The organism is Sulfitobacter sp. W074 (assembly GCF_025142275.1).
Lineage (GTDB): Bacteria > Pseudomonadota > Alphaproteobacteria > Rhodobacterales > Rhodobacteraceae > Sulfitobacter > Sulfitobacter profundi.
On record NZ_CP081130.1, the window covers coordinates 83,748 to 103,150 of the forward strand.

A 19,403-nucleotide genomic window follows, 5' to 3' on the forward strand; every position below is an offset into this window, starting at 1 on the left:
GGGACAAAATGTATCAAAGCGGGGATAACCGGTGAAGTGCCGTGGTTATACGCACAAGCGGCTTATCCCTATCCATCGGGGTGGGAATCGGCGACAAAAACCGCGACTCGGGGCGAGATCTGCGGGCTTGTGCTGTCAACTTTTATCTCGCAGAACAAATCCTCAAGATTTGCGCCAGATCATCACAGGGTTATCCACATGCCGCAGAAAATCGTCCTCGCCTCCGGCTCGGAGATCCGCGCGAAACTCTTGGCGCAGGCCGCGATCCCGCATGAGGTGATCCCGGCGCGGATCGACGAAGAGATGATCACCGCTGCCCTGTGTGCAGAGGCGGCGAAACCGCGCGACATTGCCGATACATTGGCCGAGATGAAGGCCCACAAGGTGAGCGAAAAACACCCCGGCGCGCTGGTATTGGGCTGCGATCAGGTCTTGGAGCATCGCGGAGAGATGTTGCACAAGCCGCGTGATCGGGATGAGGCCATCGCGCAGCTTTACCAGTTGCGCGGGGATCGGCATTCGCTGCTCTCTGCCGCCGTGCTCTACGAAGATGGTGAACCGCTGTGGCGGCATGTCGGCCAAGTGCGGCTGCGGATGCGTGACGCCAGTGACGCCTATATTAAGGACTACGTCGAACGGAACTGGGACAGCATCCGCTACGCGGTGGGCTGCTATAAGCTGGAAGAAGAAGGTGTGCGGCTGTTCAGCCAGATTGAGGGGGATTACTTTCACGTCCTCGGTATGCCATTTCTTGAACTGCTGAATTACCTGACGCTGCGCGGAGACCTCACGACATGAGCCTGTCCAAAATCCCCCTTGCCGGTGTGATCGGATCGCCCATCGCGCATTCCAAATCTCCGCAACTGCACCGCCATTGGCTAGAGACCTACGGGATCGCGGGTCATTATGTACCACTTGATGTGGCGCCCGATGATCTGGAGCAGGTTTTGCGGACACTGCCCAAGATGGGTTTCGTCGGGGTAAACCTGACGATCCCCCATAAGGAGGCGGTGATGAAGATCGCGGATCTCATCACCGACCGCGCCACATTGATTGGTGCCGCCAATACGCTGATTTTTCGTCCCGATGGCAAAATTCATGCTGATAATACGGATGGCTATGGGTTCATTGAGAACTTGAAGGCCGGTGCGCCCGATTGGGATCCAAAATCCGGACCAGCGGCGATCTTGGGTGCAGGCGGCGCGGCGCGCGCTGTGGTCTCGTCGCTTTTGGACGCTGGGGTGCCTGAGATCTGCCTGTCGAACCGCACCCGCGTGCGGGCAGAGCAGTTGCAGCGCGATTTCGGCAGCAGGGTCAAAGTCGTCGATTGGATGCAGGCAGGCAATATGATTGATCATGCCGCCTTGGTGGTGAACACCACATCGCTTGGTATGATTGGCAAGGGTGCTTTGCGTGTGCCGCTTGATGGGCTGCGCCCCGGCACCGTGGTGACGGATCTCGTTTATGCGCCGCTGCGGACACATCTGCTGGAAACGGCCGAAGAAATGGGCTGTGTCACGGTCGACGGCCTTGGCATGTTATTGCATCAGGCGGTGCCCGCGTTTGAGCGTTGGTTCGGCCAGCGGCCAGAGGTTGACCGCGCCACGCGCACGGCGGTGCTGCGCTGATGTTTCACCTCGGGCTGACCGGGTCGATTGGCATGGGCAAATCGACCACGGCAAAGATGTTTGCCGAGGAGGGCTGCGCCGTTTGGGATGCCGATGCAGCGGTGCACCGGCTTTATGCAAAGGGGGGCGCGGCGGTCGCGCCCATGCAGGCGGCGTTTCCGACGGCGATAGAGGCTGGCGCGGTTTCTCGCGCCGCATTGAAAGAGATCATCGCCGCTGATCCCACCGCCCTGCCCCGGATCGAGTCAATCGTACATCCATTGGTGGCCCAAGACCGGGCGACATTTCTGGCCGAAGCCTATAGCGACATTGCCGTGCTCGACATTCCGTTGCTGTTTGAAACCGGCGGCGACGCTGCGATGGACGCGGTGGTCTGCGTCACTATCCCCGACGCCGTCCAACGCGACCGCGTGCTTGCCCGTGGCACCATGACCGAAGCGCAATTCGATGCCATCCGCGCCAAGCAGATGCCCGCCAAAGAGAAGTGCGCCCGTTCAGACTATGTGATAGTGACCGACACGCCCGACCATGCCCGCGCGCAGGTGCGGGATGTGATCCGCGACATTAGGGAAAAGCTACGTCATGCGTGAAATCGTGCTCGATACCGAAACCACCGGCTTTGACCCCGAAAGCGGCGACCGTATCGTCGAAATCGGTGCGGTCGAGCTGATGAACCATATGGCCACGGGCGAGACCTACCACCAATATATCAACCCCGAACGCTCCATGCCCGAAGAGGCGTTTCAGGTGCACGGATTGGGTGATGATTTCCTGCGCGACAAGCCCAAGTTTGCGCAGATCGGCAAGTCATTCCTCGACTTTATTGGCACGTCCAAGCTGATCATTCACAACGCCGCCTTCGACATCAAATTCCTGAATGCCGAACTGCGCTGGATGGGTCTGCCGCAAATCCCATGGGAGCAGGCACTTGATACGCTGGAGATCGCCCGCAAACGCTTCCCCGGCTCGCCCGCGTCGCTTGATGCGCTGTGCCGTCGCTTCGGGATCGACAATACCTCTCGGACACTGCACGGCGCCCTGCTCGACAGTGAGATTCTGGCCGAAGTCTATCTGGAATTGATCGGGGGGCGGCAGCCCGACTTTGCGCTGTCATCGGCGCCCGAACGGAAATCCGGTGAGCCTGACACGCGCTGGACCCCGAAACCGCGGCCCAATCCCCTGCCCTCGCGTCTGACAGAGGCCGAAGCCGCCGCCCATGCCGAATTTGTCGGCAAGCTGGGCGACGACGCGCTGTGGAAACAGCTTGGCTGACGCTTAGGCGTCGGCTTTTGGCGGGGTCTCGGCCTGACGGCGGGCAACTTCGTTGCGGTAGAGCGACAGGAAGTCGATGTTCTCGAGGTTCAGCGGCGGGAAGCCACCATCGCGGGTCACGTCGCTGACGATGCGGCGCAGGAAGGGGAAGATCATCCGCGGGCATTCGATCAGCAGATAGGGGTGCATCTGCTCTTCAGGCACGCTTTCGACTTGGAAAATACCGACATAGTCGATTTCCAGCACGAAAAGCGTCGCGTCGCCGTCTTTCGCTTTCGAGGTGATGTTCAGCTTGATCGCGGTCTCATACTGGTTTTCCCCACCACGCTTTTTCGCGTCGAGGTTGACCTGAACCTGCACATCGGGCTGCACATCTGCAGGGGCGCCCTTTTGCGCCATGATGTTCTCAAACGACATGTCGCGGATGAACTGGCCCAGCACGCGCATCTGCGGCTGTTTCGGTTGCGCTGTTTCGTTTTCTGCCATTTTCTGTGTCCTGTTGTGGTGAATTTCTTAAATCTATCCGGACTTAGCAGGTCGGCACGGGCCGCTCAATCCTTAGTCCAGCCCGAGGGGCCCTTGGTCTGGCGCGGCTGTTCGGAGATCTCATGGAAATCGCCATCGATCACGTCACCGCGACCGCGCGGGTTGCGTCTGCCCTGCGGGCCGGGGCGCGGGCCCATGCCGCCCGGGGTGCCAAAGCTCTGGACCTTCACCCGGTCGCGGATCGCGCTGTAGGCCGCTTGCCGGAAGCGCGGGATCAGGAAAGCAAAGCCGACAGCATCGGTGAAAAAACCCGGCGTCAACAGCAGCGCGCCGGAAAACAGGATCATCGCGCCATGCACCAAAGGCTCTGTCGGGTCGCGCAGGTCATTGAAGGAACTGCGCAATTGACCAAGCGCCAGCGCCCCTTGAGAGCGCACCAACCATGTGCCCAGAACGGCGGTCAGCACCACCACGGTCAGCGTCCAGCCAAGGCCGATGGCGCCACCGACTTGGATGAAAAGCGTGATCTCGATCAGAGGCACGGCGATAAATGCGATCAATAGCCACATGTGGCGGGGTCCTTTCGCTGGGGGCAGAGTGGACTTGCCCCGGTCGAACACCTACATAAGAGCTTAACTCGCATGTTTCCATGCCACCCCTGAATGAGGTTTCGATGAATTCTCCCCTGATACAGCTTCTGGTGCTTGCCGGTATCGCCGTATTCCTGATCCTGCGGCTGAAAAACGTGCTTGGCACCCGCGAGGGTTTTGAAAAGCCCCCGGTAACCGATCAAACGCCAAGCGCCCGCAGCGGCCCCGCGTTTGAGGTGATCGAAGGCGGTCCCGATCTCGATATCACCGACCACGTTCCCGAAGACAGCCCCTCGGGCAAGGCACTGGCCGAGATGAAACGGGTTGAGCCCTCGTTCGGCGTCAGCGATTTTCTGCAAGGCGCGCGCGGTGCCTATGAGATGATCGTCATGGGCTACGAGCGTGGCGATCTGGCAGAAATCCAGCCGTTTCTGGCCGATGATGTCTATGAAAGCTTTGTTGACGGTGTCGCGGCGCGCGAGGATCAAGGTCTGACGATCGACGCCAACTTTATCGGCGTGCGTGAGATGGAATTGGTCGACGCCACGATGGACGAGACCACCAAAGAAGCCGAACTCACCATTCGCTTCGTGGGAGAGCTGACCTCTGAAGTACGCAACCGCGAAGGCGAGGTTGTCGAGGGCAGCAGCAACGAAATCAAACGCCAAAAAGATACATGGGTCTTCGCCCGTGTCATGGGCTCGGATGATCCGAATTGGCTGTTGGTTTCCACAGACGGGTAGCGCGTGCGCTTGGCGCACTTGCGCTGTTGGGCGGTGTGTCGATGAACACGCCGTCCGCAGCAGAGGTGCATTATACGGTGATGGATTTCGACCAGCTTGACGGCTGGGCCGAAGATGACCACGCCGCCGCCTTTGAGGTGTTCACCAGCACTTGCGGCGACATGAAAGATGTCGATTGGCGCGCGCTGTGCAAGCTGGCCAAAGATGGCCCCGACCCCCGGCAGTTTTTCGAATTGTTTTTCCGGCCCGTGTTGATGGAAGACGGAAAAGATGGGCTGTTCACAGGGTATTTCGAGCCTGAGTTGGACGGTGATCTCTACCCCTCTGCGCGGTTTCAGTACCCCATCTACGCCATGCCCCCCGAGGCCGAAGAGAACCGCCCCTGGCTTACCAGACGTGAGATCCTAGATGGCGACGTGATGCGGGACCGCGGATTGGAAATCGCTTGGGTCGATGACCCGGTTGAGCTTTTCTTTTTGCAAATTCAAGGCTCTGGACGTATCCGCCTGCCCGATGGCAGCTACCTGCGCGTGGGCTACCGCGGGGCGAATGGCCATGATTACCGCTCTGTCGGGGTCGAACTGGTGCGGCGCGGGGTCTATGAGGCGCATCAGGTCAGCGCCGATGTCATCAAGAATTGGGTACGCCGGAACCCCGAAGATGGCCGCGAATTGCTCTACCACAATCCATCCTATGTTTTCTTTCGAGAGGTCAGCCGGGTGCCTGCCGACAAGGGGCCGCTTGGGGCGATGAACCGTTCCATCACCACGCTGCGCAGCATCGCGGTGGACCCGTCGCATGTGCCGCTTGGCGCGCCGGTTTGGATCGAAAAAGACGGCAAGAAACCCATGCGGCGCTTGATGGTCGCGCAGGATACAGGCTCGGCCATCAAGGGCACGCAGCGTGCGGATGTGTTCTTTGGCACCGGCGACAAAGCGGGCCGCGAGGCAGGCCGCCTGCGCGACGCGGGGCGGATGATGGTTTTGATGCCGATCCAACGCGCCTATGCTTTCCTGCCGGAGAGCGCGATATGAAACGCCGCCGCCTGAACGAAGACGATCTTGCGCTTTGGCGCAGGGTCACGGAGCGGACAGAGAAGCTGGAGCTGAACAAGCTTTTCACGCAAGAGATCGACGCGCCCGCCCCTGCCCCGCCGCAGGTCCGTCGGGCCAAAATCGCGCTCCAAGGCAACAAGCCTCAGCCGACCATGAAGAAACGCAGCAATGACTTGCGCCCGACATTGTCAGAACAGATGAAAGCCGCCCCGGTTCAGATGGATCACAAAGCCTTCGGCAAGCTGAAACGCGGCAAACTGCGCCCCGAAGGCCGGATTGATCTTCATGGCATGACGCTTGACCGCGCGCATCCGGCGCTGAACGGCTTCATCATGGATGCCCATGCGCGGGGCAAGCGGTTGGTGCTGGTCATCACCGGCAAGGGCAAGCGCCGCGACGATGGTGGCCCGATCCCTGTGCGCGATGGTGTTTTGCGCCATCAGGTGCCGCAATGGCTGTCGATGCCGCCGCTCAACGGCCTTGTGCTTCAGATTGCGCAGGCCCATGTCAGCCACGGCGGCGGCGGGGCCTATTACGTCTATCTCCGGCGCAACCGTTAGCCGCGCAGCAGCGGCCTGTAGCGTCTTATCGCCCATGCGGCCAACCCAGCCGCCAGCAGATAGTAAACCGCGATCGGCAACATTTGCTGCGGGAAATCGACGCCCAAGTCGATGAAAAGACCCGTCACCCCCGGCCCGATGGCCGAGCCAAAGACCATCAGCGCCGCGGCGACTGCTTTAATCGACCCCACATGGCGGGTGCCGAAATACTCGGCCCAAAAGGCCGCCGGGGCGGTGGATTGCATGCCCTGCCCCATGCCGAAAATCACCAAACCGATCCCCGCCATCCACAGCGTGTCGGCATAGGCCAGCACCGCGAATGACAGGGCAAAGGGCAGCATCATCACCGGCACCACGCGGCTGACGCCAAAGCGGTCAATCGCCCAACCCGAAAGGAAGGTCGAGGCTACCGCCGAGAGCGTGTAGACCGGCATGAGCGCCACGAATTCGACCAAGGCCCAGCCTTTCACTTCGGTCAGGTGAACCTGCTGGAAAAACAGCGCGGTGCCCCATGCGGCGGGGCCGATGGCGAGGGGGATGATCATCCAAAACAGGCCCGAACGGAACATCTCTGCCCGCGTCCAATGCCGCCCCTCCATGCCCGCGCGCTGCGCCTGATCCGCCATGCTCTGCGGGGTGCGCTCTTGACGCAGCAGCATCAGGATCACCGGGATGGTCAGCAGCACCAGCCCGGCGGCCAGCACCCAAAGGCTGCGCCAATGAAAGCTGGCGAAAAGCGCCACAAAGATTACCGGAAGAAACGCCTGACCGGCCGCAAATCCCATAGAGGATAGCGAAAGCGCTTTGCCGCGCGATGCCTCAAACCAGCGGACCATGGCGACCTGCCCAAGCTGAGACATCATGCCCTGCCCGGTCAGCCGCAAGGCATAGATAACGAAGATCAGCGCGATCCAATTCGGCACCGCCGCCATCGCCAAACAGGCCCCAGCAAGCGCCACCATCACGCCGAAAGCCAGCACCCGCACGCGAAAACGATCCGTCAGCACCCCGGCCCAGACCATGGTGACTGCCGAAAGCGTCGTGCCGATGGTATAGATGCCGCCCCATTGCCCATCACTCAGGCCAAAATCGCCCTTCACCGCCCCGGCAAAGAGCGAGATGAAATAGGTTTGCCCATAGGACGAGGTGAATGTCAGCAGGAAACCGGCCAGCAGAAACAGCCAGTTGCGCCGCAAAAATGAGAGGTATTCCATGCCCCTTTCATCGCCGGGGCATGGAGGAAAGGAAAGCCCTAAAGAACGTAGCGGCTTAGATCGGTGGAGCGGGTCAGTTCGCCCAAGTTCTTTTCGACAAAGTCGGCATCAACCGTGATCTCTTGCCCCGACCGGTCGGGCGCATCAAAGGAGACCTCCTCGAACACCCGTTCCATCACCGTATAAAGCCGCCGCGCGCCGATGTTCTCGACCGAGGTGTTCACATCCGCCGCGATCTTGGCCAGTGCTGCGATGCCCTCTTCGGTGAAGGTGACGGTCAGATCTTCGGTTCCCATCAGGGCGGTGTATTGCCGCGTCAGCGCATTGTCGGTCTCGGTCAGGATGCGAACGAAATCACCCTCGGTCAGCGCCCGCAGTTCGACGCGGATCGGCAGACGGCCCTGAAGCTCGGGCAACAGGTCCGACGGTTTGGCGATGTGGAAGGCACCAGAAGCGATAAAGAGGATATGATCGGTCTTCACCGTGCCGTATTTCGTCGACACCACGGTGCCTTCGATCAGCGGCAGCAGATCGCGCTGCACCCCTTCACGTGAAACATCACCGCCCCGCGCATCGGAACGGGCGCAGACCTTGTCGATCTCATCCAAAAAGACAATGCCGTTCTGCTCGACCGCTTCGATGGCGGCGCGGTTCACGGCTTCATCGTCCAGCAATTTGTCGGCTTCTTCGCCGACCAGCACCTCATAGCTATCGGCCACGGCCATGCGTTTTTTGGTGGTGCGGCCCCCCATGGCTTTGCCAAACATATCGCCAAGGTTCATCATCCCCATGCCCTGTTGGCCGGGAATGTCCATCATTGGGAAGGGGCTGGAGGTATCGGAGACCTCAAGCTCGATCATCGTGTCGTCCAACTCACCACTGCGGAGCTTCTTGCGGAACATCTCGCGGGTGCCGTCGCGGGCGTCGGTGCCAGCGATGGCGTCGATCACGCGCTCTTCGGCGGCCTGCTCGGCCTTGGTTTTCACGTCTTCACGCATGAAATCGCGGGTCATGGCGATGGCGCTGTCCACAAGATCTCGGATGATCTGCTCCACGTCGCGGCCGACATAGCCCACTTCGGTGAATTTCGTCGCTTCGATCTTGATGAACGGCGCGCGGGCCAGCTTTGCCAGACGGCGGCTGATCTCGGTCTTGCCGACGCCGGTGGGGCCGATCATCAGGATGTTCTTGGGATAGACTTCGTCGCGCAGGTCATCGCTTAGCTGCTTGCGGCGCCACCGGTTGCGAAGGGCCACGGCAACGGCGCGTTTGGCGTCATTCTGGCCGATGATATAACGGTCCAGTTCGGATACGATCTCGCGGGGGGTCAGGTCGGTCATGCGGTGATTTTCTCCACGGTGAGTTTGCCGTTGGTGTAGACGCAGATGTCGGCGGCGATCGCCATGGCATCACGGGCAATGGTTTCGGCGTCGCGGTCGCTGTCCATCATGCCGCGCGCAGCGGCGAGGGCATAGTTCCCGCCCGACCCGATGGCCGCGACCTCATGTTCGGGCTCCAGCACATCGCCTGCGCCGGTGATGACCAGCAGGTCTTTCCCGTCGGTCACGATCAGCATCGCTTCGAGTTTTTGCAGGTATTTGTCGGTGCGCCAGTCCTTGGCCAATTCGACACTCGCGCGGGCCAATTGCCCCGGTGTCGCTTCGAGCTTGGCCTCCAACCGTTCCAGCAGGGTAAAGGCATCTGCCGTGGACCCCGCAAACCCCGCCACAACGTCATAGCCGCCGGGGCTGAGCTTGCGCACTTTGCGCGCGGTGCCTTTGATCACGGTCTGGCCAAGGCTGACCTGTCCGTCACCGGCAATCACCACTTCGCCGCCTTTTTTGACGCCAATGATCGTGGTCCCGTGCCAACCGGGGAAATCGTCGTTCTGTGCCATGGGGCCTCCTGTCGCTTGGCGCTCTATATGGCCCCCGTGGCAGGGCAGGACAAGGGCAGCGCCGCTTGTGAGCGGTCGGGCGACGGGCTAGCCTTTAGCGATGCAGGATCAAGTCCAAGTTGATATCTACCTTGAACCCCCGCTACGGCAGAGCGCCGAAGCCGGGACGCATAACTTCATCGGAAAACTCGCGCGTGTCCTCGAAAATGCTCAATTTAGGGTCACATATCGAGATATCGGCGCGCCCGCCCGCGCGGCTGATGCGCTTTCATTAAGCCATATGGCCCCTGCCCCAACGTCCCGCGGTTTGGTCTTTCGGCGCTGCTACTACTACCCCTTTTGGCAGATCGAAGCGCGCCCTGAACGGTGGCTTTGGGATGTCGTCGTGGCCGAGTTTGATCCAAGCGGTGTCGATCCAAAGCAGGCGCAACGCTTCTACAGTTTCTGGCAAAAGCGCCTGTTCGGAGATGCGCCGCGACAGTCCAACCGTGATGGGCCGATCTACGTGCCGCTACAGGGCCGCTTGTTGCAGCGGCGGTCTTTTCAATCTTGCAGCCCACTTGAAATGCTGACCCTCACGCTTGCCCATAACACCGGCCCCGTCGTCGCGGCCCTGCACCCGAAAGAGGTCTATAGCCCCGAGGAGCTAACCGCGCTCGAAGCCCTCGCTGCGCGCCATCCAAGATTGACCCTAACGATGGGTGAGATGGTGCGGCATTTGCAAAGCTGTGCATTCGTCGTGACGCAGAATTCAGCAGCCGCGTTCTCTGGCTACTTCTTTCGCAAACCGGCGTTGTTCTTTGGCCAGATCGATTTCCACCATATCGGCGTGCGGGCGGATCTTGCGGATCTCAGCCACAGCTTTGCCGCCGTGGGGCAGACAGCCCCGGATTTCGCCGCCTATATCTGGTGGTTCTGGCAAGAGCATTGCATCAACGCAGGCCGCGCCGAGGCCGAAGAAAAGATCGTTGCCCGGTTCAAACGCTTTGGCTGGCCCCTTTGACTGGCTCCCGTGACCGCAAATGAAAAGGGCGCCCCGAAGGACGCCCGTTTTCGTAAGTCAAATCTGGTAAGGTATTGACCTTAGATGGATTCTTCGATCCAGCTTTGCAGGGCCGCCTTGGGGCGTGCGCCAGCAAGGTTGGACACGACCTGCCCGTCTTTAAAGATGAACAGCGCCGGAATACCACGCACGCCGACCTGAGCGGGCGAGTTCGGGTTTTCGTCGACGTTGACTTTGACGATCTTCACGCGACCGTTCATCTCATCCGACAGCTCTTCCAGCGAAGGGCCGATCTGTTTGCACGGGCCGCACCATTCGGCCCAGAAATCGACCAGAACCGGAATGTCCGAATTTTTGACTTCGGCGTCGAAAGTGTCGTCGGTGACTGCGACGGTTGCCATGATGCTCTCCTGACAGGAATGGGTTGAGGCCTGAACCTATGAACGCGGGGCGGTGGCGTCAAGATATGGCAGGGCACGCAGCGCATTTGTCACGATATCGTTGGGTAACACCATAAGAGCGGGGCGGGCGGTCCACAGAATGGCGGTCTCGATCCGCCGATCGGGGTAGATCTGGCGCAGCATATGGGCATAGGCGCCCATCTGGCGCAACAGCCCGTCGGGGCAGGCGTCGGCGGTCCCGGGGACCACGCGGTTGGTCTTGAAATCGACGGCAAGGATATGGTCCTCGGCGATCACCAAGCGGTCGACCGTGCCGTGTAGACGCTGATGGCCCAAGCTGCCGGTCACGGGGACTTCGGCAAGGGTCGTCTCGGTGAATAGCGGGGCGAGGGCAGGGGTGCGCAGAACCGCGTCGGCCTCACTTTCGGCGCGGGCAATCATTTCAGGTGGATGCCTTCGGGCCAAGCGGTCCAGAAATACCTGCCGTGCGTCCGGCCCCATGAGGGGCAGATTCTCCAGCAATTCATGGACCAAAGTGCCGTAGCTCAGCGCGGTATCCATATCAAAGCCGGCCTCACCCGCCAGCGCCTTGGCACCGCCAAGATCGGAGGGCGAGAGGGTCTTGTCCTCCCCCCGGGGGGACGGGGCGGAACGGGTGAAAATAGGGTCTAACACGGGCGTTGTGACAATTTTCTCTGGCGTCTCTACGACGTCGAGCGCATCCCAATCGCCCTGTTGATAGCGCAGCGTGCCATCATCGCCCAAGGGCTCGGCCCGCAACCGGGCCAAAGCGGCAGCGGTGATCTGATACCAAGAGGATTCATCTTTCGACAATTCCCCTGCCGCCGCCACGATCAGCCATTTTTCGGCCCGCGTCATGGCCACATAGAAAAGCCGAAGCCGCTCTTGCAATGCGGCCTCTTTCATCTCGTCCAACCGCGCGCGCATGGGCTGGGGCATGTCATCTGCCGGGGCTTTCCAGACGGGCGTGCCGTCGACGGTGATGATCTCATCCTTGATCGTCACATCGCGCCGCCCGGTGTCGGGCAGGATCACGATCGGCGCTTCCAGACCCTTTGCCCCATGCACCGTCATCACGCGGATCTGGTTCGAAGCACTGTCGATCTGGCGTTTAATCTCCAGATCATCGGTCTGCATCCATTGCAGAAATCCGGTCAGGCTGGGCACCGTGCCGCGCTCGTAAGAGAGCGCTTGGCTCAGCATCGCATTGATCCCATCCTCGGCCTCTGGCCCCAACCGCGCCAGCAGTTTGCGGCGGCCATCGTGGCGGGTGAGGATGCGTTCGATCAGGTCGTAGGGGCGCAGGTAATCGACCTGCCCGCGCAGGTCGCGCAGCACAGCGAGGGTGGCGGCGTGGGTCTCGGTCTGGCCGCGCAGGGCTTGCCAGAGGTGATCCTCTTTGCGGTAATGGGCGAGGGTGAAAAGGTCTTGTTCAGACCAGCCGAAAAGTGGTGATTTCAACGCGGTGGCGAGCGAGAGATCATCGTCAGGTGTCGCCAAGAACGACAGGATCGCCGCCAGATCGCGCACCGCCAGTTCGGCCCCGACCTTGAGCCGGTCCGCCCCGGCGATGGGCAGTTCCGCCGCTTTGCAAGCGCGGATGATCTCCGAAAACAGGGCCGAGCGGCGCTGCACGAGGATTAGGAAATCCCCCGGTTGGATGCGCCGCCGTGCCAAGTCGCCCTTGCTGTCGTCGGGCAGGTAATGCGCCTCGGTGGTTAGCTCTTTGATCCGCCGCGCGATGCGTTCGGCCAGTTGCACGGTGTGATGCCGCGCGCTACGGCGGTCAACGGGGTCGGTCCAGTCGCCTTCTTCATCGGGGCCTGCTTTCTCAATAAAGGGCCAAAGATCGACACGGCCGGGCAGGCGGTCCTTAAAGGCCATATGCCCGTCATTTGTGAACCCGGTTTGGATGTCCGGATCGAAAACCCCATCGACTGCCTGCAAAATCGCCGAAGAGGAGCGGAAGGAATAGGCGAGGCTGCGGCGCTGAAAGAACTGCCCCGCTTCGCCGATTTTCTGCTCGAATGTCGTGCCTTTGCGGTCCAACTCTTCGGGGTCGGCCCCTTGGAAAGAGTAGATCGACTGCTTCTTGTCACCCACGACGAAAAGCGTCCGATCCACCTCGTTACGTGCGCCAGCGCCTGAGTAAAATTCATCTGTCAGCCGTTCGATCACATCCCATTGGCGCGGCGAGGTGTCCTGCGCTTCGTCAACAAGGATATGGTCAATGCCACCGTCGATGCGAAACAGCACCCAAGCCGCCACCGCCTTGTCGGTCAACAAAGCGCGGGCTTTGAGGATCAGATCGTCAAAGTCGAGCCAGCCGCGTTTTTGTTTCTCATCGGCATAACGCTCAAGGAAACGGGCCGCGAACCGGTGCAGCACATAGGACTTGCGCGCCGCCTTTAAGGCCAGCCGCGCTTCGCGGGCGTCTTCGACGCGCTGCATCAACTGCTCAAGCTGCGGCATCTGTTCGGCGATGACCTTTTGTGTCGGCTTGGTCGGAAAACTGCCGATCTTCGCGGTAAATGGCGCCTTGGCGCCGCTGCCGGTCAAAAGGGTATTTTCAAGCTGGGGCAGGGCAGAAAGATCGTAGCGGTCAATCTCTTGCAGCGCCGCGCCAGCCTTGCCGTCATTGCCGCCCTTGGCCAGCAGATGCGGGATGATCTCGGCCATCATCGCCGCTTCGCTGCCAAGAAAGACCGATGCCGCGATTTTCTCTTCGGTCAGGTCTTCGGGCTGGGCGAAAAGCGTTAAGATCTCGGCCCATGACCGGGGGTCGGTGAAAGCATCGCGCTGGCCCACGATGCTACGGGTAAGGCTGGCGAAATCTTCGCCGGTGTAATGCCGCGCAATGTCGGCCACCAGCGGGGCGTCTTCGCTCTCGGCCATCTCATCGACGATCTCGGCCCGCAGCAGATCGGCGGCGCGGTCTTCGATCTCGGTGAATTGCGGGCTGACCTGCGCCTCCAACGGGAAGCGGCGCAGAAGGGCCGCGCAGAAAGAGTGGATGGTTTGGATCTTCAGCCCGCCCGGTGTCTCAATCGCGCGGGCGAAAAGGGTGCGGGCGTTGCGCAGTTGCTCGGGCGTCAACTCTCCCTGCACGCCGAGATCGGCCAAAGCGCTGCGCAGCGTCTCATCTTTCAGCATCGCCCATTCGCCCAAACGTTTGAACAGACGGTTTTGCATCTCTGACGCGGCGGCCTTGGTATAGGTCAGGCAAAGGATGTGCTGCGGCTCCACATCGTCCAGCAACAACCGCGCCACGCGGTCGGTCAGCACGCGGGTCTTGCCAGAGCCTGCGTTGGCGGTGAGCCAAGTGGAGGCATCGGGCCGCGCCGCTTCGATCTGGGCGCGGGTGGCATCGTCAAAATCGCGCATCATTCCAAATCCTCTGGACGGGCAGAGCTGGTGCCGTCCCATTCGCCGAAACGGGCCAGTTGGTCATAATTTCCCGCAAAGGCATCGCTTTGCACCATGCGGCGCGCGGTGAAACCCTGCCCCTCATCAAGGTAGCGTGAGAGCAGCGCGTGCAGCCCGGCGAGCACCTCTTGAGGGTTCTCTTCTTCCAGCGGGGCAGGGACTTCGACGGGTTTCGACCCGAGCCCGATAAAGGCGGCATGGGCCACATGGGCCACGCCCACCTCGGGGAAACCGCCACGCTCGACCATCGCCGCTTCGATCAGCAGTTGTTTGTCGAACAGCCGCTGTTCCTTTTTGCCCGGCGGCGTCCCGGTCTTGTAGTCGTAGATCAGCACATCACCATCATCGGTCTGGTCGATCCGGTCCGCAAAGCCGCTGAGGGTAAAGCCGAGGTCGGCGAAGGTGTAGCTGCCGCGCGCGCCCTGCTCAAAAGCGACGGGGCTGGAAAATCCAGCGCGTTGGCTTTCACGGGCGATGAACCAATCCGCGATCCGGTCGATCCGCGCCAGCCACATAGCGCGAGCGGCGGGCCATGGGGCTTCCTCCTCCAGCACTTCGGCGGCCACTTGCATCAGCGTGTCACGGGTCAGCCGCGCGGGGTCGCGGGCCACCAGCTTCACGAAATCCTCCATGATGCGGTGCAAAACGATGCCCCGCACCGGCGCGTCGGGAGATTGCACCAGCGGGTTGATCGGACGCAATTTCAGGCTGTGCTTGGCGTAGACGGCATAGGGATCACGGATCAGCGTCTTGATCTCGGTCACCGACAGTTTGCGCGGCCGCGCGGCACGGGGCGGGCGCGGCGAGGGGCGCGGCGCGGGGGCCGTACGCTCCACCGCCTCAAGGCCGCGCACCTGATCCAGCCAATAGCCGCCGCGTTGTTGCATCGCCTTCCACGCCTCCGGCCCGCCGGTATCGCCCAAGCCGCCCAGCAGGTTGCCCAACCGGTTCAGCCAGCGCGAGGGCACCATCTCTGCCTCATCCGACCGGATCGCGCGGGTGATCCAAACCTCGGGGCTGGCGATGGCCTGTTGGTAGTCATGCGCCGACAGGCCGATGCGCCGTTCGGGCAACAGCAGCCCGGCCTTTTCGCGCATCTGACGGTTGAGCCAAGGATCGGGCGGCGGCGCTTCGGGCCAAGTGCCTTCGTTCAGACCGCCGAGGATGACCAACTCGGCCCCCTGCACCCGCGCCTCCATCGTGCCCCAGATCATGATGTCGGGATGCGGGGTATCGGCCTCGCGCACTTCTTCTTGGGACAAAAGTGCGCCAAGCAGGTCGGCATAATCGGCGGCATTCATCGCGCCGCCATGGGCGGCGTGCTCCGTCAGGTTGGCCATCACCGCCGCAGCCGCGATGCCCGCACCCTGCTGCCAGAGCAGGTGATCGGGGTCGGCGGGTTGCCCGGCGGCGATCCTTTCGGCCAGCGCCAAATGCGCGGCGACGCAATCGGGCAGGGGCCGCTCTCCGGGGGTGTCGTGGCCGGGGAAAACCTCGCCCAGCCAAGCGACCCAATCCCGGAAACCGCTGGGGTCTTCCATCCGCTTCGCGGCCCGCTCTGCAATCTCGGTCAAGTTCTCTGCATCGGGATAGGGCAACCCGTGACGGCGGATCTCGGCCTCCAACCGCTGGGTATAGAGCTGGTGAAAGTTCCGCCCCGCGCCGCTGTGTGTCAGCGGGTGTTTCAGCAGGGTCAGCAGTGCCTCGGCATCCAGTTTCCGGACGAACAGCGCCGCCACATGGCGCAAGAACCGCCCCGGCGGAGAGAGTTGCAGCGGCATCCCGGCGCTGTCGTCGGGCAGGATGTTCCAGCGATCAAGCGCAGCCGTGACCTGCCGGGTAAGCATCCGGTCGGGCGTGATCAACGCGGCTTTCACCCCGTCTTCGGCAGCTTGGCGCAGACGCAGCGCGATGGCCAATGCCTCGACCCGCGGCGTGGGCGCTTCGATCAGAGTGATGTTGGCGGTGGCACCTTGCAGGTCTTCCAGTTTTGGCCCTTCGTTCAGCCAAGCATGGGTGACCGGCGCGGGCCGGAGCGAGAGCGACAGCAGCTTGTTGCGGGCCATCGAAACCGGGGGCATCTCGCACCAGGGCGCGACCGCGCCGCGCACAACGCCGAGCATGTTCATCAGCTTGCGAAACCGGTATTGCGGATGATCCTCGGCCAAAAGCGCCTGATCCAATTCATTCCAAACGGCGGTCGGCATCTCGAAATCGAAACCCGGCAGGATGATCGCCCCTTGCGGCAGGCGGGCCACGGCCTCCATCAGCAGCGCGGTGGTCCCGCGCGACCCGGTAGAGCCGGCAAGGATCACCGGGTGCTGCGGTGGATTGTCCTGCCAGCGGGCGATGATCCGGGCGACGAGTTGACGCCGCCGCGCTTCGGCATCCGGGCGGGTGGTGGTCTGACCTAGATAGTCATGGGCGATGGCTAGGAACCGCTGCGCGCGCTCCCAATGGGCCGAGAGATGGCCAACGTCCAGCCCCGCCACCGTCTCGGGCGAGACCCCTTCGCCCTGCATTTCGTCGATCAGGCCCGCAAGACTGTCCGACAGCGCATAAAGCGACGCGCGCGGCGCGAGATCCGGCGCGGCATCCAGCAGGCGCGACACCAGTTGAATGAGTTCCAGCCGCCGTTGCAGCGGTGGCGTTGGGGCAGGCAGCGCAATGCCGGGGCCCAAGGCATCAAGGTCCGTAATCAGCCGAATGCGGGGCAGAAACCCCGCCGGTCCTGCGTCGAAATCATGGCGCAACCGGCGTGCCATTCGGTTGGTGTTGACCAGCAGTTCAACGCGGGCCATCGCCTCGGGCGGGCCATTCTCCAACCGGTCACAAAGCCCGCGCACCAACCCGCGTGGAAAGTCGACACCGGGGGCGAGGCCAAAGACTCGGGGGCTGTCTTGCGGTTCAAACATCGGCGCCCGCCAAAAGGCTTTCGGCAAGGGGAATGCCGCCGGGATGGCCCACATCGCACCAACGCCCAGTATAGGGCAGGCCAAACAACGTCTCGCGCTGAAGCATCATATCCCACAACAGGTTGAGCGAGAATTTCTCGGCTTCGATATCGGCCAGCAGGTCGGTTTTGATGATCTGTATCCCGCCATAGACCTGCCCCGGCCCGCGTTGCAGGCGGCCATCCGGGGCGCGGGTAAAGTCGCCCGTGCCGCCATGGCCAAGGGTGTTTTCCAGCGGCACGGTCATCAATAGCGCTTCCATCCGCGCCGGATCCCACGCTGCTTGCAGCATCGCGAGCGGGTTCGGCCCGGCCCAAAGTGCGTCACTGTTCATGGTGAAAACCGGCCCCGCGCCCAGCAACGGCAGGGCATTGCGCAGCCCGCCGCCGGTGTCGAGGATCTCAGGCGTCTCGATCACGGTCTTAACATCCTGCGCCCGCAGATGGGCATCAAGCTGGTCGGGCAGATAGTGCAGGTTCGCCACGATCCGGGCGGGGGATATCCCGCGGGCGAGGTCCAGCGCATGGTCGATCAAGGGGCGACCTGCGACCGGCACCATGGGTTTGGGCTGGGTCTGGGTGAGATGTTTCATACGCGTGCCGAACCCGGCCGCGAACATCATGATGGCGTCGGGATAGTCGCGCATTGGCTTTTCAGATGCTCCAAGAAATCGGGGGTCGGAAGGGGCAGCACGCCCGCGATAGAATCCGCCACCGCGGCAAGCGCGGGATGACGCAGGTTATGTTGCAGATGCTGCCACACACGGGGGATCAGATCGACGTAATGCGGTTTGCCATCGCGCAGGCAAAGGCGCGCAAAGATGCCCAGAATGCGCAGGTTGCGCTGGGCACCAAGCAGCGCATAGGCGCGGCGGAAGGGGGCGGCTTCTTGTCCGGTCTGGGCAATGTAATAGTCGATGATCTGTCCCTCCACCGCGCGGGGGACATCGCGGCGGGCGTCTTGCAGGATTGAGACCAGATCATAGGCCGGGTGGCCCAGCAGCGCGTCCTGAAAATCCAGCAAGCCGACGCGCGCGGCACCTTCGCGCTCCGGCAGCCAGAGCAGATTTTCGGCGTGATAGTCGCGCAGGATCACGGCCTTGGGCGCGTCATCCAGCGCAGCGGCGAGGGGGCGGAAAGCCTGCGCGAAAGCGGCGCTTGCCACTTGCCCACCCTCGGGTGCGTAAAAGTCGAATGCGGGGGCTGCCATATCGGTCAGCCAATCGGCATCGCAAAGCGGCAGTTCCGGCAAAGGGGCGCTGTGAAGTTTGACCAATACGTCTGCGGCGGCGCGGTACAGCGGAAGTTCCCGAGCGGGATCAGCCGCCATCAGCCGGGCGAAATGATCATCGCCAAGGTCTTCGATCAGCAGCAGCCCGTGGTCGCTGTCCTTGTGGTAAATCTGTGGCGCGCTGAGGCCGCAGGCCGTCAGATGCGCCGCGACATCAAGGAAGGGGCGCACGTCTTCGCCGCGTTCGGGTGGGGCATCCATCAAGATGGCCCTATCCCCATTCGCTTTGCGCAGCCGGTCATACCGCCGGTTGGAGGCGTCGCCCGCCAGTAGCTTTCGGGTGCCCCCGGCCCAGCCGGACGTTTGCAAAAAACCTTCGATCAATGCGGCGCGTTCGGTCATGTGCGCCAAACTGTCAACTTGGCGGCCCAACCGCTGCCGGACCATTCGGCTGTCAGCGCGCGGCTGTCTTCGTGGGCGCCGGGGGAAAGGCTGACCCGTAGCGCCCCGGCGGGGGCGAGCGGGCCCAGACGATCCGGCCATTCCACCAGACAGATCGCGTCATGAAAAGCGTCGATCAGCCCCAGCTCCTCAATCTCATGGGTGGAGGTCAGACGGTAGAGATCGGCATGCCAGATCGCGCCGCTTGCCCCCTCATATGTTTGTACCAATGTGAAGGTGGGCGAGGGGATGTCCTCGGGGTAGTCGAGCAGTTCGGTGATCAGGGCGCGGGCGAAATGGGTCTTGCCCGCACCGACATCGCCGCTGAGCAATATGACATCGCCGGGTGACAGGCGGCGGGCCAATTGCTGGGCGCGCCGGGCGGTGTCATCGGGGCCGCTGAGCAGGAGGGAAAGGGTATCGTCGAACATGCCCCATGCTTAGCGTGCCGACACGCAGCCGCAAGATTAAAGCGGCGGGGA

General features: G+C 62.1%; 19 protein-coding genes. 8 read left to right on the forward strand and 11 right to left on the reverse strand.

Annotated elements, in window-relative coordinates; genetic code table 11:
- The first annotated feature begins 198 nt into the window (after positions 1-198).
- From K3762_RS00380 to dnaQ, 4 genes are read left to right on the forward strand one after another with little or no spacing between them, the layout of a single operon-like run.
- Positions 199-798 (forward strand): nucleoside triphosphate pyrophosphatase, encoded by a 600-nt coding sequence (locus K3762_RS00380; RefSeq protein WP_260010829.1) that lies wholly within the window; start codon positions 199-201, stop codon positions 796-798.
- Complete coding sequence (locus K3762_RS00385; RefSeq protein ID WP_260010832.1) at positions 795-1,628, forward strand: shikimate dehydrogenase; 834 nt, start codon at positions 795-797, stop codon at positions 1,626-1,628. Before K3762_RS00380 ends, K3762_RS00385 begins: the two co-directional genes overlap by 4 nt.
- Positions 1,628-2,218, forward strand: coding sequence for a dephospho-CoA kinase (coaE, locus tag K3762_RS00390; RefSeq protein WP_132443965.1), 591 nt, complete (start codon positions 1,628-1,630; stop codon positions 2,216-2,218). The genes K3762_RS00385 and coaE overlap by 1 nt, the downstream gene beginning before the upstream one ends.
- Positions 2,211-2,900, forward strand: coding sequence for a DNA polymerase III subunit epsilon (gene dnaQ, locus K3762_RS00395; RefSeq protein WP_067623692.1), 690 nt, complete (start codon positions 2,211-2,213; stop codon positions 2,898-2,900). The genes coaE and dnaQ overlap by 8 nt, the downstream gene beginning before the upstream one ends.
- 3 nt (positions 2,901-2,903) lie before the next feature.
- Here the strand turns inward: dnaQ and secB are convergent, their stop codons facing one another.
- Together secB and K3762_RS00405 are read right to left on the reverse strand one after the other, a co-directional pair.
- Complete coding sequence (gene secB / locus K3762_RS00400) at positions 2,904-3,386, reverse strand: protein-export chaperone SecB (protein WP_067623694.1); 483 nt, start codon at positions 3,384-3,386, stop codon at positions 2,904-2,906.
- Between the two features lie 65 nt (positions 3,387-3,451).
- The gene (locus tag K3762_RS00405; protein WP_132443966.1) at positions 3,452-3,955 is read right to left on the reverse strand and encodes an FxsA family protein; all 504 of its coding nucleotides are present in this window, start codon (positions 3,953-3,955) and stop codon (positions 3,452-3,454) included.
- Between the two features lie 104 nt (positions 3,956-4,059).
- On the opposite strand from K3762_RS00405, the gene K3762_RS00410 reads away from it, so the two are divergent.
- From K3762_RS00410 to K3762_RS00420, 3 genes are read left to right on the forward strand one after another with little or no spacing between them, the layout of a single operon-like run.
- The gene (locus K3762_RS00410; protein WP_120349806.1) at positions 4,060-4,719 is read left to right on the forward strand and encodes a Tim44/TimA family putative adaptor protein; all 660 of its coding nucleotides are present in this window, start codon (positions 4,060-4,062) and stop codon (positions 4,717-4,719) included.
- A 41-nt stretch (positions 4,720-4,760) separates the two neighbouring features.
- Positions 4,761-5,753 (forward strand): murein transglycosylase A, encoded by a 993-nt coding sequence (locus tag K3762_RS00415; protein WP_132443967.1) that lies wholly within the window; start codon positions 4,761-4,763, stop codon positions 5,751-5,753.
- Entirely contained in the window at positions 5,750-6,334 is a 585-nt protein-coding gene (locus tag K3762_RS00420) for a Smr/MutS family protein (RefSeq protein WP_132443968.1), read from the forward strand. Before K3762_RS00415 ends, K3762_RS00420 begins: the two co-directional genes overlap by 4 nt.
- Here K3762_RS00420 and K3762_RS00425 read toward each other — a convergent pair.
- From K3762_RS00425 to hslV, 3 genes are read right to left on the reverse strand one after another with little or no spacing between them, the layout of a single operon-like run.
- Complete coding sequence (locus K3762_RS00425) at positions 6,331-7,548, reverse strand: MFS transporter (RefSeq protein WP_132443969.1); 1,218 nt, start codon at positions 7,546-7,548, stop codon at positions 6,331-6,333. The genes K3762_RS00420 and K3762_RS00425 overlap by 4 nt on opposite strands.
- Before the next feature lie 38 nt (positions 7,549-7,586).
- Positions 7,587-8,888: an ATP-dependent protease ATPase subunit HslU gene (gene hslU, locus K3762_RS00430; protein WP_067937317.1), complete on the reverse strand. Its 1,302-nt coding sequence runs from the start codon at positions 8,886-8,888 to the stop codon at positions 7,587-7,589.
- Entirely contained in the window at positions 8,885-9,445 is a 561-nt protein-coding gene (hslV, locus tag K3762_RS00435; protein ID WP_067623712.1) for an ATP-dependent protease subunit HslV, read from the reverse strand. The genes hslU and hslV overlap by 4 nt, the downstream gene beginning before the upstream one ends.
- A 100-nt stretch (positions 9,446-9,545) precedes the next feature.
- On the opposite strand from hslV, the gene K3762_RS00440 reads away from it, so the two are divergent.
- The gene (locus K3762_RS00440) at positions 9,546-10,448 is read left to right on the forward strand and encodes a hypothetical protein (protein ID WP_132443970.1); all 903 of its coding nucleotides are present in this window, start codon (positions 9,546-9,548) and stop codon (positions 10,446-10,448) included.
- Positions 10,449-10,528: 80 nt separating this feature from the next.
- Here K3762_RS00440 and trxA read toward each other — a convergent pair whose 3' ends face one another.
- The 6 genes from trxA to tsaE are packed head-to-tail and all read right to left on the reverse strand — an operon-like array spanning position 10,529 to position 19,352.
- Positions 10,529-10,849 carry a thioredoxin gene (gene trxA, locus K3762_RS00445; protein WP_007118424.1) on the reverse strand — a complete coding sequence of 107 codons (321 nt, stop codon included), beginning with the start codon at positions 10,847-10,849 and terminating at the stop codon, positions 10,529-10,531.
- Between the two features lie 36 nt (positions 10,850-10,885).
- Complete coding sequence (gene addA / locus K3762_RS00450) at positions 10,886-14,257, reverse strand: double-strand break repair helicase AddA (protein WP_132443971.1); 3,372 nt, start codon at positions 14,255-14,257, stop codon at positions 10,886-10,888.
- A complete protein-coding gene (gene addB, locus K3762_RS00455) occupies positions 14,254-17,211 on the reverse strand; it encodes a double-strand break repair protein AddB (protein ID WP_132443972.1) in 2,958 nt (985 codons plus the stop codon). Before addB ends, addA begins: the two co-directional genes overlap by 4 nt.
- The gene (locus K3762_RS00460; protein WP_132443973.1) at positions 17,204-17,896 is read right to left on the reverse strand and encodes a nucleotidyltransferase family protein; all 693 of its coding nucleotides are present in this window, start codon (positions 17,894-17,896) and stop codon (positions 17,204-17,206) included. The genes addB and K3762_RS00460 overlap by 8 nt, the downstream gene beginning before the upstream one ends.
- Positions 17,869-18,882 carry an aminoglycoside phosphotransferase family protein gene (locus K3762_RS00465; RefSeq protein WP_260010846.1) on the reverse strand — a complete coding sequence of 338 codons (1,014 nt, stop codon included), beginning with the start codon at positions 18,880-18,882 and terminating at the stop codon, positions 17,869-17,871. Before K3762_RS00465 ends, K3762_RS00460 begins: the two co-directional genes overlap by 28 nt.
- On the reverse strand, positions 18,879-19,352 hold the full coding sequence (gene tsaE, locus K3762_RS00470; protein WP_132443975.1) for a tRNA (adenosine(37)-N6)-threonylcarbamoyltransferase complex ATPase subunit type 1 TsaE: 474 nt from the start codon (positions 19,350-19,352) through the stop codon (positions 18,879-18,881). The genes K3762_RS00465 and tsaE overlap by 4 nt, the downstream gene beginning before the upstream one ends.
- Positions 19,353-19,403: the final 51 nt, after the last annotated feature.

What these genes read in the sequence shown, in the direction of transcription:
- K3762_RS00465 (WP_260010846.1), bottom strand. Translation starts at nt 18,882, where the DNA reads ATGACCGAACGCGCCGCATTGATCGAAGGTTTTTTGCAAACGTCCGGC.
- K3762_RS00380 (WP_260010829.1), top strand. Translation starts at nt 199, where the DNA reads ATGCCGCAGAAAATCGTCCTCGCCTCCGGCTCGGAGATCCGCGCGAAA.
- hslV (WP_067623712.1), bottom strand. Translation starts at nt 9,445, where the DNA reads ATGGCACAGAACGACGATTTCCCCGGTTGGCACGGGACCACGATCATT.
- secB (WP_067623694.1), bottom strand. Translation starts at nt 3,386, where the DNA reads ATGGCAGAAAACGAAACAGCGCAACCGAAACAGCCGCAGATGCGCGTG.
- K3762_RS00405 (WP_132443966.1), bottom strand. Translation starts at nt 3,955, where the DNA reads ATGTGGCTATTGATCGCATTTATCGCCGTGCCTCTGATCGAGATCACG.
- coaE (WP_132443965.1), top strand. Translation starts at nt 1,628, where the DNA reads ATGTTTCACCTCGGGCTGACCGGGTCGATTGGCATGGGCAAATCGACC.
- K3762_RS00460 (WP_132443973.1), bottom strand. Translation starts at nt 17,896, where the DNA reads ATGCGCGACTATCCCGACGCCATCATGATGTTCGCGGCCGGGTTCGGC.
- hslU (WP_067937317.1), bottom strand. Translation starts at nt 8,888, where the DNA reads ATGACCGACCTGACCCCCCGCGAGATCGTATCCGAACTGGACCGTTAT.
- K3762_RS00440 (WP_132443970.1), top strand. Translation starts at nt 9,546, where the DNA reads ATGCAGGATCAAGTCCAAGTTGATATCTACCTTGAACCCCCGCTACGG.
- K3762_RS00410 (WP_120349806.1), top strand. Translation starts at nt 4,060, where the DNA reads ATGAATTCTCCCCTGATACAGCTTCTGGTGCTTGCCGGTATCGCCGTA.
- K3762_RS00385 (WP_260010832.1), top strand. Translation starts at nt 795, where the DNA reads ATGAGCCTGTCCAAAATCCCCCTTGCCGGTGTGATCGGATCGCCCATC.
- addA (WP_132443971.1), bottom strand. Translation starts at nt 14,257, where the DNA reads ATGATGCGCGATTTTGACGATGCCACCCGCGCCCAGATCGAAGCGGCG.
- K3762_RS00425 (WP_132443969.1), bottom strand. Translation starts at nt 7,548, where the DNA reads ATGGAATACCTCTCATTTTTGCGGCGCAACTGGCTGTTTCTGCTGGCC.
- K3762_RS00415 (WP_132443967.1), top strand. Translation starts at nt 4,761, where the DNA reads ATGAACACGCCGTCCGCAGCAGAGGTGCATTATACGGTGATGGATTTC.
- tsaE (WP_132443975.1), bottom strand. Translation starts at nt 19,352, where the DNA reads ATGTTCGACGATACCCTTTCCCTCCTGCTCAGCGGCCCCGATGACACC.
- K3762_RS00420 (WP_132443968.1), top strand. Translation starts at nt 5,750, where the DNA reads ATGAAACGCCGCCGCCTGAACGAAGACGATCTTGCGCTTTGGCGCAGG.
- trxA (WP_007118424.1), bottom strand. Translation starts at nt 10,849, where the DNA reads ATGGCAACCGTCGCAGTCACCGACGACACTTTCGACGCCGAAGTCAAA.
- addB (WP_132443972.1), bottom strand. Translation starts at nt 17,211, where the DNA reads ATGTTTGAACCGCAAGACAGCCCCCGAGTCTTTGGCCTCGCCCCCGGT.
- dnaQ (WP_067623692.1), top strand. Translation starts at nt 2,211, where the DNA reads ATGCGTGAAATCGTGCTCGATACCGAAACCACCGGCTTTGACCCCGAA.